Raw genomic sequence first — 17,303 nt, 5'->3', positions numbered from 1 at the left:
CCCGGTTACTCGATACGGTAGGCGGCCACGGTGTTGGCGAAGAAGGTGGGGACGTAGATCGTGCGGGTGGCGGGATCGCCGCCGATGTCGGCCGTCTGGATGGCGGGGCGGGAATCGAGGAGCTGGGTTTTGTCTCCGCTGGCGGCGACGTGGTAGATGACGCCCTGCCAGCCGGAGACGACGAAGCTGCCGTCGGTGAGTTTCACGACGCCATCGACGCCACCTTCCATGCCGTCGGCGATTTTGGAGAGGCGGCCGTCTTTCGAGCGCTCGAAGAGGGAGCTGTCGGCGAGGACGTAGAGGATGCCGTCCTGGGCGAGGAGGCCGTTCACGTCTTTGAGGTTTTCGAGGAGTGTGGCGGGTTTGCCGTCGGTGAGCGTGTGGACCTTGCCGGTTTTGGAGTCTGAGACGTACACGATGCCGGCGGAGTCGATGGTGATGTCGTTGAGGCGCTCGGCTCCGGCGATGGCGATTTTTTCGAGGATGGCGGCTTTGGCGACGTCGATGACGACGACGTGGGTCATGTCGGCGACGTAGAGTTTGCCCGCGTGCAGGCCGAGGCCTTTGGGGTTGTCGAGGCCGGTGACCCATTCGGCGGAGAGGATTTTTCCATCGAGGGCGACTTTGCCGATGGAGCCGCGGGCGTCAGAGGTCCACGGGGTTTTGCCGTCGATGTTGGAGACGTAGAGCTGGGTGCTGGCGGAATCGAAGAGGACGGACTCGGGGGTTTTGAGGAGAGGCTCGGTTTCCCAGAGTTTGACGAGCTTGAGCGAGGACGCGGGATCGGCGGCGGTGAGCGCAGTGGCGGTGGCGAGTGCGAGAGCGGCGATGAGAGGGTTTTTCATGGGCGTTGGGTGGAGGGGATGAAGTCGTGTGAGGCGGTGCGGAGCAAGAGCGAGGGAGTACCGGGCGGGGCGGCATTTTCCAGCGAGGGAAAAACGGAATGCGTTACCCGGAGTTTTCCCGAAAGTCGGGGATGGCCGGGAACTCCGGGGCGTGGAGCCGGACGAGTCGCAGCATCATGCCTATGCAACGCTGGGACAGAATTTTGTTTCGCGCCGGTAAGAGCTGGTTCGACGACGATGTGTTCAAGCACTCGGCGGCGGTGAGTTTCTACACGTTGTTCTCGCTCGCACCGATCACGATCATTGCGGTGTGGGTGGCGGGATTTTTCTTTGGGCAGGAGGCGGCGTCGGGACAGTTGTCAGATCAGATCAGCCAGCTGGTCGGCAAGGAGGGATCGAAAGTAATCGAGGATGCGGTGGCGGCGAGCAGGCCGGAGAACACGAGCTGGTTTTCGATGGCGGCGGGATTCGTGGTGCTGCTGATCGGCGCGACGACGGTGTTCGGGCAGTTGCAGGAATCGCTCAACGAGATTTGGGGCGTGATGACGAAGCCGAATCGGAACGGATTCGTGGTGCTGCTGGTGCGGCGGCTGATCTCGTTCGCGATGGTGCTGACCGTGGGCTTTCTGCTGCTGGTGTCGCTCGTGTTGACGACGGCGATTTCGTCGCTGGTGAAATTTGCGGACTCTTACATGGCGGTGTCGCCGATCGTGCTGCAAGGGGTGGATCTCGTGGTGGCGTTGGGCGTGATCACGGTGTTATTCGCACTGGTGTTTAAGTTTCTTCCTGACGTGCATCTGCGGTGGCGCGATGTGTGGCAGGGGGCGTTTGTGACGGCGCTGCTCTTCAGCGTCGGGCGGCTGGGTATTTCGTTTTATCTTTCGCACTCGACAGTGGCGTCGACGTATGGAGCCGCAGGCTCGCTGGTGGCGCTGCTGATCTGGATTTATTATTCGTGCGCTATTCTGTTCTTCGGCGCGGAGGTGACGCGAGCGGCGCGCGAGAATAGCGGGCTCAACGTGCAGCCGAAGAGCAAGGCGGTGCGGGTGACGCGGCAGATCGTGGAAGAGGTAAAAAAGAACGGGCCTGTTACCGGCGGGATCGTGACGAAGAAGCGCGGGGAACGCGGATGACGGGCAGTTCAGGCGGAGCTGTTGTGAGATCGGTGAAGAATGCGGGGCAGTGGGAGGAGACTGGCTGAAAGATTCTTTGTTCGGTTTTGAAAATGGTGGCTGCTAGTGGTCAGAAACCACCATGCGTGATGATGCCGAACTGCTTCGTGAGTACGCTGAGAACGGATCGGGGGAGGCTTTTGCCGAACTCGTGCGGAGGCATCTCGGGCTGGTGTACAACGCGGCGCTGCGGCAGGTCGGCGGCGACGCGCATCTGGCGCAGGATGTGGCGCAAAGTGTATTCGCCGATCTGGCACGGAAAGCGGGATCGCTTCGGGGGCGGCCTGTGCTCGCGGGATGGCTCTACACGAGCGCGCGTTATGCGGCGGTTCAGGTCGTGCGGAGCGAGCAGCGGCGGCGGAAGCGGGAGGACGCGGTCATGCAACTGAACGAACAGGCGCCGACGGAGGGCGGAGAGGCGGAATGGGAGCGGTTGTGGCCGGTGATCGACGATGCGTTGCACGCGCTGGGGGAACGCGAACGCGAGGCGGTGTTGCTGCGGTTTTTCGAAGGACGCGCGTTTGGCGAGATCGGGCGGACGCTGGCAGTGAGTGAGGATGCGGCGCGGATGCGGGTGGAGCGGGCGGTGGAGAAACTGCGCGGGCTGCTGGTGCGACGCGGGGTGACTTCGACGTCGGCGGCACTGGCGGTGGCGCTGAGCGGGCAGGCGTTTGCCGCAGCTCCGGCGGGGCTGGCGGTGAGCGTGACGGGGGCGGTGCTGACCGGGGGTGCTGCGGCGAGTGCGGGAGCGGTGAGCTGGGTTACTTTTATGGGGATGACAAAATTACAGATCGGGCTGGCGGGCGTGATTCTCGCGGGAGGAACGGCGGGATTGTTCGTGCAGAAAAATGCGGAGGCGGCGTTGCGCCGGGAGCGGGAGGAGCTGGCGGTGCGTCAGCTGGAGTTGAAGAAACTGCAGGAGGACAAACGCGAGCGCGTGCGTGTGGCTGCGGCGGTGCGGGAGCTGCGCAAGGATGATGTGGAGTTTGCGCGGCTGGAGACGGAGGCTGACGTGTTGAAGCGAGAGCTGGCGGCGAATGTGGCAGCGCGGGCGCGGTTGCAGGCGCCGTTGCCCGATGCTGCGGAGGGCAAACGAGTGTTCAAACTGGCGGAGCTGGATGTGGTGCCGAAAGCGGTCAGCCGAACTGCGCCTAAATTTCCGAGTGAGATGCGGAATTCTGGGTTGGAGGGCGTCGTCACCGTGAGATTTTTGGTCGGTGACGATGGAAAGGTTAAAAGTGCGGAAGCGGTGAAGGCTTCGCATGAGTTGTTCGCTGATTCGGCCGTGGCGGCGGTGCAAAGCTGGGTTTTCGAGCCGGGCAAGAAGGCCAGCGTGCCGGTTAATGTGCAGATGACGGTGCCGATCGTCTACACGCTCAACAGGGAGGACGGCGATGCGAACAACTGGTTTTGATCTGGGCTGCGTCGTGCGGTGGCTGGTTTGGGGTGTCCTCGTTGTCGCGGCGGTGGCGGTGACTGCGGGCACGGTGGTTCGGTGGCGGGAGACAGCGCGGTTGCGCGATGATGTCGCGGCGCAAAAGGGAGGACTAATTTATGAGAAGGGGCTGTCGCTTCCGAGCGAGCGGGAGAAGCTCTTGGCGGCGGCGAACGAAGCCGAGTCGGAGCGACTGCGCGCGGATCGCGAGGCGCTGCCCCGGTTGCGCGCCGAAGTGGCGGAGTTGAAAAAATCGGTGGATGAAAGCAGGCCGAAGGTGGCGAAAAAACCGAAGGCGGATCCGGCGGTGCCGCTAGACATCGAGAAGGAAATCGTGCCGTCCGAGACGTGGCGGAATGTCGGATACGCGACGCCGGTGGCTGCGGTGGAGACGGCGTTGTGGGCGGCGGCGGGCGGGGACACGGATGTGCTGATGGGGAGCATCGTCCTGGATGATGCGGCGCAGCGGAAGGCGGCGGAGTTGCTGGCGGGTTTGCCGGTGGAGACGCGGACGCGTTATGCGAGCGCGGAGGAACTGGTGGCTTTCATGGCGGCGAAGGATGTGCCGCTGGAGGGGACGCGGATTTTTCCGGTGAAGGAAGAGGCGGGAGACATGCGGCGGGCTGTGGTGCAGTTGCGCAATGCGGCGGGATCGGTGCGACAGGTGCATCTTGATCTGCGGAAGACGGGGGCGGGGTGGCGGTTGGTGGTGCCGGAAGCGGCGGTGGAGCGGTATGCGGCGCAGTTGAAGGGGACGGGGCGGTAGCGCAGATAGGAGGTTAAGTGGACGACACGGAGGTCATCCCTCCAAGGGCGCGCGGCGAAGCGGACGTGAAGTCCGGCCCTACAGGGGACGCGCGGGTCAGCGGCCGAGTTTGCGTTGGGTGTGGACTTTGGCGGCGGCGGCTAGGCGGGCGCGTTCGTCGGGGGTGAGGCTGGCCATGCCGGAGCGGGCGATCTTGTCGAGGAGGGCATCCATCTCGGCGGTCGTGGTGTCGCGAGCGGAGCGTGGCGCGGAAGGGGCGGAGGTTTTTCCCGAAGAGGATGACGAGGATGAGGAGGTGCGGGAGGGTGGAGTGTCGCGACCGCCGGGGAGGACTTGAAACTTGGGCTGGCGTTTGGGGAAGCGCAGGCTGGGGAGTGTGAAGTGACCTTGTTGATAGCGGACGAAGGCGAAGGCGTAGCCGGAAGTGGCGAGCAGGGAGATGAGGCTGACGGTGTCGCGGTTACTGAGGGCGATGAGAGCACTGATCCCGATGGCAATGACCGCGACCCACTTGGCGAGGAGATTGAACATGAACATGGCGTTCGGATATAGCGTTGCGAACGCGATCAGGACGGCGAAGCCGCCAGGTTGACCGTTGAAGCCAGAAGGAATCCAGAATCCGCCAAGTGTGAATAGCACTGGCTTGAGGAGATAGGCTGCGCCGAAGAACCAGAGGAATTTTTTGCAGCCGAGGAATTTTTCCAGCTCACGGCCTAGCGTCGCAATGACGAGCATCGAGACAAGAAAGCTCAGCCAGGATCTTGGATCGTTGACCAATCCATAGGTAACCAATCGCCAGATTTGTCCCTGGAGGACGTGCGTGCTGTCGAAGACGAGCAATCCCAGCGTGCCGTGGGCGTTGGCAAACAGAAACGCTGCGGTGGCGATCATCGATATGACGAAGACGATGACGATCAGGTAGGCGGCGTAGATGGGCTGACCGCGGAACCAGGCTACTGGCTGTTGTTCGTCGTAGATTTCGTATCCGTTCATGGCGTGGGCTGGTGGGAAACTGTGGAGGGCGGGGGTGCGCGCAAGCGGGCAGAGCGGGATTTAATCGGGAAACCAGCCGGCGGGAGGCGCGGCTGATGGGTAAGCGGCGGGCGGGATTTGTTCGGATGGGAGGCGAGCAATCTTCGACCGTGACGTTAGCGGATTTCCTGCTCACGTTAACGGCATGGACTACGCGAAATTAAAAGGAATGGATTCAGCGGCCGATCTCGCCCGGAGCGGAAAGTTCATTTTCGCGATCAAACTCATCGAGCGGATGAATCCGGAGCTGACGCGCGAGCAGGCGAAGGCGGCGGTGGATTCGCTGGGTTATGGGAAGGCGAAGCCGACGCGGTTGCCGCGTTGAGCGGGGGTGGGGAGGATGGTTTACCGCGGAGACGCGGAGAGCGCGGAGAAGGCGAATGGAGTTGTAGGCACGCGGCCGCGGAGCGTTGCGGGATTACGTTAGCGTCAAGCGAAGGGAGCGTACGGAAAGGCTCCGGTTGCTTGACTGGGGTTCGTCGCGGAGCAGGCTCGGGCCGTCGCCGATTACCCCGCGACAGGTTCCTGTAGAGATCCCCGCCTCGCGTCGTCACCCCACGCCCCCCGCTATGAACCCCGTTGCTGCCGCCTCGTTTTCCGAGATCACCCAGATTCTTCATGCCGTGGGCCGCGGAGAGTGCGCGTCGGAGGAGTTGCTGCCGCTGGTTTATAACGAGCTCAGGCGGCACGCGAGTGTGCGGATGGCGCACGAGCAGGCGGGGCAGACGTTGCAGCCGACGGCGCTGGTGCATGAGGCGTGGCTGCGGATTTTCGATGGCGGGGAGAGCCGGTGGGAGAACCGGGCGCATTTTTTTGGCGCGGCGGCGGAGGCGATGCGGCGTATCCTGATCGAGAATGCGCGGAAGAAGTCGCGGCTGAAACGCGGGGGCAACCAGCGGTTGCTCGATGTGGATGAGCTGGAGATCGCGGAGACGACGCCGGAGGAAAAGGTGTTGCTCATCGACGACGCGGTGCAGCAGCTGCAGGCGCAAGATCCGGAGAAGTCGCGGGTGGTGGTGTTGAAATTTTTCGGCGGGCTGACGAATCAGGAAGTGGCAGAGACGCTGGGTGTGACGGAGCGGACGGTGGAGCGGCACTGGGCGTACGCGAAGGCGTGGCTTTTCCAGACGATCCGCGCGCAGAAGTGAGGCGCGCGAAAGAGACCGAGATGTTCGCATGAAGAATGCCGCCGCCCAGCGTGAGGAAGATTTGTTCGAGGCGGCGCGCGAGCGGCGGACGGCGGCGGAGCGGAAGGCGTTTTTAGATAGAGCGTGCGTGAACGAGCCGGAGTTACGCGCGCGGCTGGACGGGCTGCTGGCGGCGGGCGAGGAAGGGGAGGCGTTTTTTGAAGAGGGCGGGGCGTTGATCCGCTCGAAGCTGCCGGGCGAGGAGGCGATCGGGGCGAAGATCGGGCGGTACAAGCTGGTGCAGAAAATCGGCGAGGGCGGTTGCGGTGTCGTTTATCTGGCCGAGCAGGAGGAGCCGGTGCGGCGGAGCGTGGCGTTGAAGATCATCAAGCTCGGGATGGAGACGAAGAGCGTGATCGCGAGGTTCGAAGCGGAGCGGCAGGCGCTGGCGATGATGGATCATCCCAATATCGCGCGGGTGTTCGATGCGGGCGCGACGGACCGGGGGCCGCCGTATTTCGTGATGGAGCTGGTGCGCGGGGTGAAGATCACGGACTACTGCGACCGGAACCGGCTGGGGGTGAGCGAGCGGTTGGATTTGTTCATCCAGATCTGTCACGCGATCCAGCACGCGCATCAGAAGGGAATCATCCACGGAGACATCAAACCATCGAACGTGCTCGTCGAAGAGCATGACGGCGAGGCGGTGCCGAAGGTGATCGATTTCGGGATCTCGAAGGCGACGGAAGCGCGGCTGACGGACAAGTTGTTCACGACGTACGCGCAGCTGATCGGGACGCCGGCGTACATGAGCCCGGAGCAGGCGCAGATGGGCGGCGTGGATATCGATACGCGGACGGATATTTATAGTCTGGGCGTGTTGCTGTACGAGTTGCTGACGGGGCGCACACCGTTCGATCCGCAGGAGCTGGCGGCGTCGGGGCTGGATGAAATGCGGAAGACGCTGCGCGAGCGCGAGCCGGCGCGGCCGTCGGCGCGGTTGAACGCGCTGGCGCTGCCGGAATTGATCCGTGTTGCGAATACACGGCTGACCGATCCGGCGCGGCTGTTGTCGTCGGTGCGCGGGGATCTGGACTGGATCTCGATGCGGGCGCTGGAGAAGGACCGGGCGCGGCGGTACGAAACGGCGAACGGGCTGGCGCTGGATGTGCAGCGGCATCTGCACAACGAACCGGTGGTGGCGAGTCCGCCGAGCTGGGCGTACCGGTTGCAAAAACTGGTGAGGCGGAATCGCGTGGTGTTCATCGCGGGTGGCGCGGTGGCGCTGGCGCTGGTGTTTGGGATGAGTGCTTCGACGTGGTTGTTTTTGAAGGAACGGGCGGCGCATCAACGCGCGCTCAAGGCGGAGCAGCAGCAGGCGCGGTTGAGGCTGGAGGCGGAGACGCGGGAACGCATCACGCAGGCGGCGTTGCTGGTGAGCCAGGAGCGGTTTGCGGAGGCGGATGCGATGTTGAAGGAGATTTCTTTGAAGCAGCCCTCGCTGGAGGGCGCGGCGGTGATCCGCGCGGTGGGCGAGTGGCATGCGCTGGAGAACCGGTGGAGCGAGGCGGCGGGGCGGTTTTCGCAGCTTCTGGAGGTGGACGCGCTGGAGGGCGTGGACGTGATCACGCTGGATTATCTGCGGTGCGGGCCGGCGTTACTAGAAGCGGGGGACCAGGACGGGTATCGGCGTTTTCGTGACGAGGCGGTGGCGCGGTTCGCGCGGGTGGCGTCGCCATTTTCGGACCGGATTGTGAAGATCAGCCTGCTGGGGCCGGTGGATGGCGCGGCGCTCGCGGCGCTGAGGCCGATGGCGGAGGACACGACGCGTGCGTACGAGGAGTCGGTGAAAGCGGGGGATGTTTTTCAAGCGGCGTGGCGGGCGATGGCGCTGGCTTTGCTGGAGTATCGAAAAGGCAACGACGCGGCGGCGGTGGAGTGGGCGCGGCGTAGCATGGCGGCACCGGATCAGAATGCGTCGCGGGCGCTGGCGGCGGGGGCGATCCTGGCGATGGCGCGGGAGCGGCTGGGGCAGCGGGAAGAGGCGCGGGGCGATTTGCTGACGGCGCGGGAGTTGTTGGAGAACCGGTTGAAGAGCGGGATGGATCGCGGGCGGGGGACGCCGGTGCAGGGGTTTTGGTTCGATTATGCGTTTGCCCGGATCTTGTTGAGGGAAGCGGAAGGTGTGGTGGGGGCGAAGTGACGAACGGGTGACGGAGGGGGTGGGAAGGATTTTGTGTTGGGACCGCGCCACTTTTGCAGAGGAGGTGCGTCGTACTGGGCATGTTATTGCGGACCAGAATCACGCTCCTGTCTTCCCTGCTATTTGCCGTTGCCGGCCTGACTGTGGAGGCGCAGACGGGCGCGGCGGGCAGGATCGGCGGGAGGATTTTTAATGCGGCGGGTGAGCCGGTGGCGGGCACGGTGGTGACGGTGCAGGAGCGGGCGACGGGGGCTCTGGTGAAGACGGTGTCGACGGATGCGCGCGGGGAGTTTGCGGCGGGAGAGTTGAAACCCGGAGCGTACGTGCTCGCTTATGGTTACGCGGGCGACACGGCGGCGGTGGAGTTGACGGCGGAGAAGCCGGTGGCGGATGCGGGGCGGCTGATGTTGGCGGAGGATGAGACGATCATGCTGCAGAAGTTGCAGGTGTCGGCGGAGCGGGAGGCGTTTTATAATTCCATCGACCGGAAGACGTACGATGTGGGCAAGGACGTCGCGAGCACGACGGGCACGGCGGGCGATCTGTTGCAGAACATCCCGTCGATCCAGGTGGATGTCGAAGGCGAGGTGAGTCTGCGCGGGGACCAGAATGTGACGATTCTCATCAACGGACGCAGCTCGGCGCAGATGAACAGCAATCAGGCAGAGGCGTTGGAGCAGTTGTCGGCCGACCGGATCGAGCGCGTGGATGTAATCACGAATCCGTCGTCCAAATACCGGCCGGACGGGACGGGCGGGATCATCAATATCATCTTAAAGGACGGCGGGAAGCCGGGCTGGTCGGCGACGGCGCGGGCGAATGTGGGGAACGAAGGTCGGTACAACGGAAGTTTGTACGCGACGTACAATCCGGGACCGTTCGATGTGTTTGCGTCGGTCTCGCAGCGGCATGAGGAGCGGCCGTTCGAGGTGGAGCGGTCGCGGACGCAACGCGATGCGAACGGGCAGACGACGGGGAGTTCGGTGTCGCGGACGGACGAGGAGCGGAGTTTCGATTCGACGACGCTGGAGACGGGCGGGGCGTATCGGTTTGGGAAGGAGACGGAGCTGACGGCGGCGGTGAATTACGGGACGCGGGATCGTGCGTGGGCTTCGACGCAGACGACGGTGAATCGCGACGGGGCGGGCGCAGTGACAGAGGATTACGACCGGCTGCGCACGGGCGACGAGGAGGAGACGGAGTACGAGGCGGAGCTGGCGCTGAGCCACGGCTTTGACGGCGGTGGGCGGAAGCTAGTGGTGGAGCTGGGGCACGAGAGCGAGACGGAGGAAGGCGGCGATTTTTATGCGAACCGGTTCCGGACGCCGGGCGGGGCGGAGGAGCACGAGCGGACGGTGGTGAAGGAGACGAGCCGGGAGACGGAGTTGAAAGCGGACTATGTGCATCCGTTCGCGAACGGGACGAAGTTGGAAACCGGGTACGCGTTGCTGGCGGAGGCTAGCGACGTGGATTTTCGCGGGAGTTTTTTGGACAATGCGACGCAGCAGTGGGTCGTGGATGTGCAGACGACGAACCGGTTCGTGTACGAATCGCAGGTGCATGCGGCTTACGCGACGTATGCGGCGGCGGTGGGGCCGGTGGGGTTGCAGGGCGGGCTGCGGTTCGAGCAGGCGTTGACGGATGCGGACCAGCGGACGGCGGGGATCGTGCGGGAGAAGGATTATGCGCGGGTTTATCCGAGCGTTCATGCGAGCTACGATCTGACTGCGGCACAGCAGTTGAAGCTGAGCTACAGTCATCGCGTGCGGCGGCCGGATCAGCGGGATTTGAATCCGTATCCGCAGTACAGCGATCCGCAGAATCTGCGCGCAGGTAATCCGGATCTGGAGCCGGAGGATATTCACTCGATCGAGGCGGGGTGGCAGTATCGGGGCGATGGGGCGACGTATCTGGCGTCGGTTTATCAGCGGTATCGTTACGACGGGATCACGGAAGTGACGCGCGATCTGGGGAACGGTGTGCTGCTGACGACGAGCGATAATCTGGCGACGAGCCGGTTTACAGGGGTGGAGTTGGGTGCGACGGCGAAGCCGCTACCGGGATTATCGCTGAATTTCGGAGGGAATATTTATCGGGAGGAGATCGATGCGGCGAATCTGGGTTTTGCCGGGACGCGGGCGGAGATCGCGTGGGATGCGAAACTGAACACGGCGTGGGAAGTGAACAAGAAGCTGTCGTTGCAGCTGACGTCGGGTTATCGCGCGGCGCGGTTGACGCCGCAGGGCGAGCGGCGGCCGATGGCGATTTCGAATCTGGGGGCGCGTTACGCGGCGACGAACCGGACGGCGTTTGTGCTGACGGTGTCGGATGTGTTCGGGACGTTCAAGGGACGCACGGTGCTCGATACGGCGTCGCTCTCAAGCGACACGACGATGCGGCGCGGGGCGAGTGTGGTGTACTTCGGCGTGGTGCATCAGTTTGGCGGCGACGCGAAGCGGCGGGGCGAGGAGATGCAGTTCGATGAGGGGATGGGAGGGGAGTAGCCGACGGTCGAGGCGACCGTCGGAATGACCAGTGGGCGGAAGGCCGAAATCGGAAGGCCGAACGACTGAGGCCGAAGGTCGAAAGACTGAAGGGGCGGAGTTGGAGGGCGCAGCGGGGGCGGCACTTGATAAGTGCCGGTCCGCGTCGGAGGCGGAGGCGGAGCGGCGTCGCGCGAGCGCGAGCCCTACTTGCGGAGGCGGAGGAGTTTTTCGCCGGCGGCGTGGAGGGTGGCGGGTTTTTTGGCGAAGTTGAGGCGGACGTATCGGTTTTCCGGAGTCGGGAAGAAGCTCGATCCGGGAACGGGGGCGACGCCGATGTCTTTGGTCATCCAGTGGGCGCATTCGACGTCGCTGGCGAAACCGAGCGGGGAGACGTCGAGCATGACGAAGTAGGCGCCTTCGGGCCGAGTGTAGCTGAGGCCGGTTTTGTCGAGGTAACTGCAGAGGATGTCGCGTTGCGCGGAGTATTCGGCGGCGAGTTCGTCGTAGTAGCTGGCGGGAAAGTTAAGCGCGGTGACGACGGCGTGTTGGAGCGGGGCGGCGGCGCCGACGGTGAGGAAATCGTGGACCTTGCGCGCCTGGGCGATGATCGCGGCGGGGGCGTGGACGTAGCCGAGGCGCCAGCCGGTGATCGAAAAGGTTTTCGAGAGCGAGGAGCACGAGAGCGTGCGCGCGGCCATGCCCGGGAGCGTGGCGAAGTGAATGTGTTTTCGTCCGTCGAAGACGATGTGTTCGTAGACCTCGTCGGTGATGACGAAGGTGTCGAATTCCTCGGCGAGCGCGGCGATCTGAAGAAGTTCTTCGCGGGTGAAGACGCGACCGCAGGGGTTGGAGGGATTGCAGAGGATGAAGGCTTTCAATCCGCGTTCGAAGGCGGCGCGGAGTTCGGCGGGATCGAAGCGGTAGTGTGGCGGATGGAGCGGAACGTGGATGGGCGTGGCGCCTGTGAGGATGGCGTCGGCGTTATAGTTTTCGTAGAACGGCGAGAAGAGGCCGACGCGGTCGCCGGGGTCGCAGACGGTCATCATGGCGACCATCATGGCCTCGGTGGCGCCGCAGGTGATGACGAGTTCGCGGAGCGGATCGACGGCGAGGCCGGTGAAGCGGGTGAGCTTGGCGGCGAGTGCATCCCGGAGTTCGGGGGAGCCCCACGTAATGGCGTATTGGTGACGGTGGGCGTCCATCGCGTCTTTCGCGGCCTGGACGAGGGCGGGTGGCGGATCGCAGTCGGGGAAGCCTTGGGAGAGATTGATCGCGCCGTGTTGTTGAGCGACGCGCGTCATCTCGCGGATGAGCGATTCGGTGAAGACGGCGGTGCGGCGGGAGGTGGCGGGCATGACGCTGAGGAGTGGACGGGACGGAAATTTAATCTGGAACTCAGGAAGGCTGGAAACGGCAGGGGGATGGGTTTCGTCGGGGGTACGCGTGTCATTTCATGAATGAGAGACTCTGCGAAAGCTGCGGCAGTGGGAGGTGTGCGGCATGGGCGGATGAGTCGGAAGGTTGGCCCACGAAAAGCACGAAGGGCACGAAAGGGGAGGCGGAAGTGGCGGCAGTCAGGCGCGGGACTCGCGAGCGAAGCGTCGGCGGTCGCGGATGTGCATGGCGATTCCGAGGACACAGAGAATGCCGCCGCTCGTCGCGAGGTAGCGGGCGTCCATGGTTTCGGCACGGAAAAGATCTCGTTGGGCGGAGGCTTCAAATAACGACTCCGACGGGTTTGCGGGGTTCACATGCACCGTTACGTCGCTTCCTTCATAAGGAGTTTTGCCGATAGCTCTGCTCAAGCCGGACTCCTCAAATTTTTTTGTTTGGAAGAGATGTTTTTTGGACTGGAAGACGTAGCTGCCTGAGTAGGTCGCGTAGAATCGTTTTTTGAAGTACCTCGAAACGTGTTCGACGCGGGCTGGGGTGGGTTGCCAATGGGCCAACGCGTATTCCGCGTTTTTCCATGCGGTGGTATTGCTGGGAATTGAGATGGAGGCGGCCAGAGCGAAGATAACGGCGATTATTGCAATGGCTGCCCAAAGTTCGGGCGGCCCGGGTTTTTCGGTCAGGGGTTTTGCGAGATCGGACATGGACTGGGAAATGTGTGGCAGACGTGTGCGATGTCGCTCCGGCGCGTTAGAGATGACGCGCCCTACTTTGCGGAGTTTTTGAGGCGAGCCAGCTCCTCTTCGCCGAGTGGGGTGGTGCGTTTGACGCGGAGGCTTTCGGCGAAGTCGTGGGCGAAGTCGCGGTTGTGGCGTTTGTTGATGAAGGCGACGATGAGCATCGCGATCAGCGCGCCGAGGGAGGCGAGAGCCATGTCGGCGTGGGCGTCCCAGATGTCGCCTTGGGTGCCGAGGTAGGCCTGGCCGAGTTCGCCGCCGAAGAGGACGGCGGCGGCCCATTCGAAGAGTTCGAAGAGCATCGAGGTGCTCATGGTGAGATCGAGCGGGAGGAAGTAGCCCCAGAAGCCGCGGACGCCGGCGATGCGGACGAAGACTTCGCGGATCGGGTAGGCGAGGAGGAAGCCGTAGAGGAAGTGGACGGCGCGGTCGAAGTGGTTGCGCTCGAGGCCGAGGAGTTCGTTGAGCGAGGTGCCGAAGAGGGCGCGGGTCCAGTCGTTGTAGGGGACTTCCGCGTACGTCCAATGGGCGCCGAGTTCGTGGAGGCAGAGGAACAGGAAGATGAGCGTGTAGCTGATCAGCGAGAGGGGGAAGCGGCGGTAGGTAAAAGCGAGGAGCGGGATGGCGAAGCCTAGGACGAGGGCGTTTTCGAGGAGCCAGTCGTGCGGGTAGTGGGCGCCGATGCCGGAGCGGGCGATGACGGCGACGAGGAGGACGGCGAGGGTGGCGAGGTAACGGGTGCGGAAGCGGGGATTGGGGGACACGCGAGAGAGCGGAGCGGAGGGGCGTGCAGGTGTCGAGGCGGGGGAGACGCGGTGGGCGGATTGAATCGCAAAGGCGCGAAGGCGCTAAGAGGAACGCGAAGCGTGACCGTACGGTGCGGGGTACGTTTTCATTCGGAGCCAACGAGGACGTCGGAGCTCCCGGTAAATGCGGGAACGCTTAGCGTTTGCCGCGGCCGATGAGGCCGACGAGGACGCCCTGGCTTTCGAGGCGGTCTGGTTTGATGTCGGCAAAACGGGGATTCGCGGCGCGGAGGATGGCGCGGCCTTTTTCGAGGACGTATCGCTTGAGCGTGGTGGTCTCGCCGTCGATGAGGGCGGCGATGATGTCGCCGGGTTTGGGCTCGCGGGTTTCTAAGAGGGCGAGGTCGCCGTCCACGATGTGGGCGTCGATCATGGAGTCGCCGCTGACGACGAGGGCCCAGTATTTTTTGCGCGGGGACAGGCCAAAGAGGGCGGGGTCGATGGAGACGGTTTCGAGGGTTTGTTGTTCGCGGAGGTCGGCGTAGCCGGCGGGGATGGAGCCGTAGACGTGGACTTCGGCGAAGTGGGTCTGGATCTCGCGGCTTTTCACGCCCCAGGAGCCGTGGACGAGTTGTTCGACGAGGCCGCGTTTGGCGAGGGCGCGGAGGTGCTGGACGGCGGAAGTCTGGCTGGTGAAGCCGAAGTGTTTCGAGATCTGGCGGGTGGAGGGCGGGACACCTTCGCGGTGTTGATAGTCGCGGAGGTAGTCGAGGACGGCTTCTTGTTTTTCGGTGAGCATGGGGCGGCGGTGTCGGCGTTCGCGTGTTCGGCTGAACACACGTTCGGGCGAACGGCGGGGAAATCAAGGTCGGGGTGCGATGAACCGAGGAAAATTTTTCAGTGATGATGCGCGCCAGATGATTGGAAGTGGCTCGATGGTTTGGTTGAAGCGCGAAGACGCAAAGACGCTAAGGTCGAACGCGAAGGAGGGCGTGGATGGAGACGGAAGTTTTAACCACAGATTGCACAGATGGGGCACGGATGGGAGTGGCGGAAAACGAACAAGCGGGCCATGTCAGAGGAAAAACGCGGGCATTGCATCTGGGGCGCCGGTTGCCAACTTTGCGGGCGATCATGGCTCTTGTTAACCTTCTCGATGTGAATCTCAGCTTCGGTGGCCCGCATGTCCTCAAGGACGTGAATTTCCAGGTCGATCCGGGTGAACGCGTGTGTCTGCTCGGTCGTAACGGCGCGGGGAAATCCACCCTCATGAAGGTGATCACGGGCGCGATGAAGCCGGACACGGGCGTGGTGTCGCGTCAGCCGAATGCGGTGTTCACGCAGCTCACGCAGGAAGTGCCGAAGGAGATGGCGGGCGTGGTCATCGATATTGTGGCTTCGGGGCTACGGCCGATGGGCGAGCATGAGGAGGAATGGGAGCGCGATGTGCGGGTGGATAACTTGATCGACCGGTTGCAGCTCGACGCGCAGGCGGAGTTTTCGGCGTTGTCGGGCGGGTTGAAGCGCCGGGTGTTGCTGGCGCGCGCGCTGGCGGGGCAGCCGGATTTTTTGCTGCTGGATGAGCCGACGAACCATCTCGATCTGGAGTCGATCCTGTGGCTGGAGGAATTTTTGCTCTCGGAAAAGCTCGGGCTGTTTTTCGTGACGCACGACCGGACGTTTTTGCGGAAGCTGGCGACGCGGATCGTGGAGCTGGATCGCGGGCGGCTGGTGAGCTGGGCGTGCGATTACGACACGTACATCGTGCGCAAAGAAGACGTGCTCGCGGCGGAGGAGAAGCAGAACGCGGCGTTCGATAAGAAACTGGCGCAGGAGGAAGTGTGGATTCGCAAAGGCGTGAAGGCGCAGCGCGGACGGTCGCAAGGGCGGGTTCATGCGCTGATGCAGATGCGCGCGGAGCGGATGGCGCGGCGCGATCGCGTCGGCAACGTGACGATGAAACTCGCTGAGGCGGAGAAGTCGGGCGTGAAGGTGATCGACGCGGAGAACGTGTCGTTCTCGTGGCCGGATGGGCGCGTGATCGTGAAGGATTTTTCGACGAGCATCACGCGTGGGGACAAGATCGGGCTGATCGGGCCGAACGGCGCGGGGAAAACGACGCTGATAAAACTGCTGCTCGGGAAACTCGCGCCGACGGGCGGGACGCTCAAACTCGGGACGCAGCTGGAGGTGGTTTACTACGATCAGTTGCGCGAACTCATCGACGACAACAAGACGGTGGCGGACAACATCGCGAATGGGAACGCGACGGTGACGATCGACGGCAACACGCGGAACGTGATCACTTATTTGCAGGAGTTTTTGTTTTCGCCTGAACGCGCGCGGACACCGGCGCGGGTGTTGTCGGGCGGGGAGCGGAACCGGTTGTTGCTGGCGCGGCTGTTCACGAAGCCGGCGAACGTGCTCGTGATGGACGAACCGACGAACGACCTGGATATCGAGACGCTGGATCTGCTGGAGGATTTGCTCGTGGAGTACAAAGGCACGCTGCTGCTGGTGAGCCATGACCGCGATTTCCTGGATAACGTGGTGACGAGCTCGATGGTTTTCGAGGGCGACGGACACATCGAAGAATATGTCGGCGGTTACTCGGACTGGGTGACTGAGAAGGCGAAGCAGGCGAAGGCGGCGGAGCTGCGGGCGGGCGCGGTGAATGTGAGTGCGAGCAAGGGATCGGCCGGGAAAGCTGCGAGTGCGGGTGCGCCGGCGGTGGCGAAGGCGCGGAAGTTGACGAGCAAGGAATTGAAGGAGCTCGAAGGTTTGCCCGCGCAGATCGAGCGGCTGGAGCGCGAGCAGGCGGAGCTGGCGGGGAAGTTATCGGACGCGAGTTTCTATCATAAGGATCGTCACGCGGTCGGTGTAGCCGAGGCGCGTCTGGCGGAGATCGAGCGCGAGCATGCGACGGCGTTTGCGCGCTGGGAGGAGCTCGAAGCGGCGAAGAATGGGTGAAGCGAGTTCGCGGTGGCGGGAGGGAGGCGGAGCAGAGGCGGAATTTTAACCACGGATTGCACGGATGGGCACGGATGGGGGAGATGGAATTTTGGACAGGATTAAGAGGAGGGACAGGATTCGCGGAGGGGAAATAAGAACGATGACGGAGGACGGATTTCGGAGGCAGAAAACCGCTAATGGAAAAACGCCAATGGGGCGTTTTTAGAAGATGCGGCTGAGGCCAATGGCCGCAGTGGGGGACGGAGTTCGGGGGGAGCGTTCAGAACCGGATGAGAGTAAGCAGGAGTACGAGAACAATGACGGAGGGGTTTCCGCTTTCCTCGTCGGGGTGGGCGGGCATGATGCGGGGCGCGACGATATTTTCTGACTTGGGATCGTTGCACGCCGGG

The 17,303-nt window shown here is 63.4% G+C and carries 14 protein-coding genes; 8 read left to right on the top strand and 6 right to left on the bottom strand.

Annotated features, from left to right (window positions below; translation table 11 throughout):
• Window positions 1–5 precede the first annotated feature (5 nt).
• Window positions 6–845: an SMP-30/gluconolactonase/LRE family protein gene (locus CMV30_RS05875; RefSeq protein ID WP_096055152.1), complete on the bottom strand. Its 840-nt coding sequence runs from the start codon at window positions 843–845 to the stop codon at window positions 6–8.
• Window positions 846–1,021: 176 nt separating this feature from the next.
• On the opposite strand from CMV30_RS05875, the gene CMV30_RS05870 reads away from it, so the two are divergent.
• From CMV30_RS05870 to CMV30_RS20635, 3 genes are all read left to right on the top strand, one after another.
• Entirely contained in the window at window positions 1,022–1,978 is a 957-nt protein-coding gene (locus tag CMV30_RS05870) for a YihY/virulence factor BrkB family protein (RefSeq protein WP_096057639.1), read from the top strand.
• A gap of 121 nt (window positions 1,979–2,099) precedes the next feature.
• Window positions 2,100–3,431, top strand: coding sequence for a TonB family protein (locus CMV30_RS05865; protein ID WP_096055151.1), 1,332 nt, complete (start codon window positions 2,100–2,102; stop codon window positions 3,429–3,431).
• Window positions 3,412–4,218 carry a hypothetical protein gene (locus CMV30_RS20635; protein ID WP_096055150.1) on the top strand — a complete coding sequence of 269 codons (807 nt, stop codon included), beginning with the start codon at window positions 3,412–3,414 and terminating at the stop codon, window positions 4,216–4,218. Before CMV30_RS05865 ends, CMV30_RS20635 begins: the two co-directional genes overlap by 20 nt.
• Window positions 4,219–4,314: 96 nt before the next feature.
• Here the strand turns inward: CMV30_RS20635 and CMV30_RS05855 are convergent, their stop codons facing one another.
• Window positions 4,315–5,211: a rhomboid family intramembrane serine protease gene (locus CMV30_RS05855; RefSeq protein WP_096055149.1), complete on the bottom strand. Its 897-nt coding sequence runs from the start codon at window positions 5,209–5,211 to the stop codon at window positions 4,315–4,317.
• Between the two features lie 184 nt (window positions 5,212–5,395).
• Between CMV30_RS05855 and CMV30_RS19315 the strand changes: the two genes are divergently transcribed.
• The 4 genes from CMV30_RS19315 (at window position 5,396) to CMV30_RS05840 (ending at window position 11,084) form a co-directional block, all read left to right on the top strand.
• Window positions 5,396–5,575: a hypothetical protein gene (locus tag CMV30_RS19315; RefSeq protein WP_138223157.1), complete on the top strand. Its 180-nt coding sequence runs from the start codon at window positions 5,396–5,398 to the stop codon at window positions 5,573–5,575.
• 244 nt (window positions 5,576–5,819) lie between these two features.
• The gene (locus CMV30_RS05850; protein ID WP_096055148.1) at window positions 5,820–6,398 is read left to right on the top strand and encodes a sigma-70 family RNA polymerase sigma factor; all 579 of its coding nucleotides are present in this window, start codon (window positions 5,820–5,822) and stop codon (window positions 6,396–6,398) included.
• Between the two features lie 28 nt (window positions 6,399–6,426).
• Window positions 6,427–8,580 carry a serine/threonine-protein kinase gene (locus CMV30_RS05845; RefSeq protein WP_096055147.1) on the top strand — a complete coding sequence of 718 codons (2,154 nt, stop codon included), beginning with the start codon at window positions 6,427–6,429 and terminating at the stop codon, window positions 8,578–8,580.
• 80 nt (window positions 8,581–8,660) lie between these two features.
• Window positions 8,661–11,084, top strand: coding sequence for an outer membrane beta-barrel family protein (locus tag CMV30_RS05840; protein WP_096055146.1), 2,424 nt, complete (start codon window positions 8,661–8,663; stop codon window positions 11,082–11,084).
• Window positions 11,085–11,269: 185 nt separating this feature from the next.
• On the opposite strand, the gene CMV30_RS05835 is transcribed toward CMV30_RS05840, so the two are convergent.
• The 4 genes from CMV30_RS05835 to lexA all read right to left on the bottom strand — a co-directional run bounded on the left by CMV30_RS05835 (window position 11,270) and on the right by lexA (window position 14,740).
• The gene (locus tag CMV30_RS05835; RefSeq protein WP_096055145.1) at window positions 11,270–12,421 is read right to left on the bottom strand and encodes a pyridoxal phosphate-dependent aminotransferase; all 1,152 of its coding nucleotides are present in this window, start codon (window positions 12,419–12,421) and stop codon (window positions 11,270–11,272) included.
• A gap of 219 nt (window positions 12,422–12,640) precedes the next feature.
• Window positions 12,641–13,162: a DUF3592 domain-containing protein gene (locus CMV30_RS05830; RefSeq protein WP_096055144.1), complete on the bottom strand. Its 522-nt coding sequence runs from the start codon at window positions 13,160–13,162 to the stop codon at window positions 12,641–12,643.
• 62 nt (window positions 13,163–13,224) lie between these two features.
• Window positions 13,225–13,959 (bottom strand): DUF2238 domain-containing protein, encoded by a 735-nt coding sequence (locus CMV30_RS05825; protein WP_096055143.1) that lies wholly within the window; start codon window positions 13,957–13,959, stop codon window positions 13,225–13,227.
• A gap of 178 nt (window positions 13,960–14,137) precedes the next feature.
• On the bottom strand, window positions 14,138–14,740 hold the full coding sequence (gene lexA, locus CMV30_RS05820; protein ID WP_096055142.1) for a transcriptional repressor LexA: 603 nt from the start codon (window positions 14,738–14,740) through the stop codon (window positions 14,138–14,140).
• Between the two features lie 335 nt (window positions 14,741–15,075).
• Here lexA and CMV30_RS05815 point away from each other — a divergent pair, with 335 nt between their 5' ends.
• Window positions 15,076–16,911: an ATP-binding cassette domain-containing protein gene (locus tag CMV30_RS05815; protein ID WP_096057638.1), complete on the top strand. Its 1,836-nt coding sequence runs from the start codon at window positions 15,076–15,078 to the stop codon at window positions 16,909–16,911.
• Window positions 16,912–17,303: the final 392 nt, after the last annotated feature.

The organism is Nibricoccus aquaticus, from assembly GCF_002310495.1.
In the GTDB taxonomy this organism is placed as follows: Bacteria; Verrucomicrobiota; Verrucomicrobiia; order Opitutales; family Opitutaceae; genus Nibricoccus; species Nibricoccus aquaticus.
The sequence above is the reverse complement of the archived record's forward strand: the minus strand, read 5'-3'. Positions and strand labels throughout refer to the sequence as shown.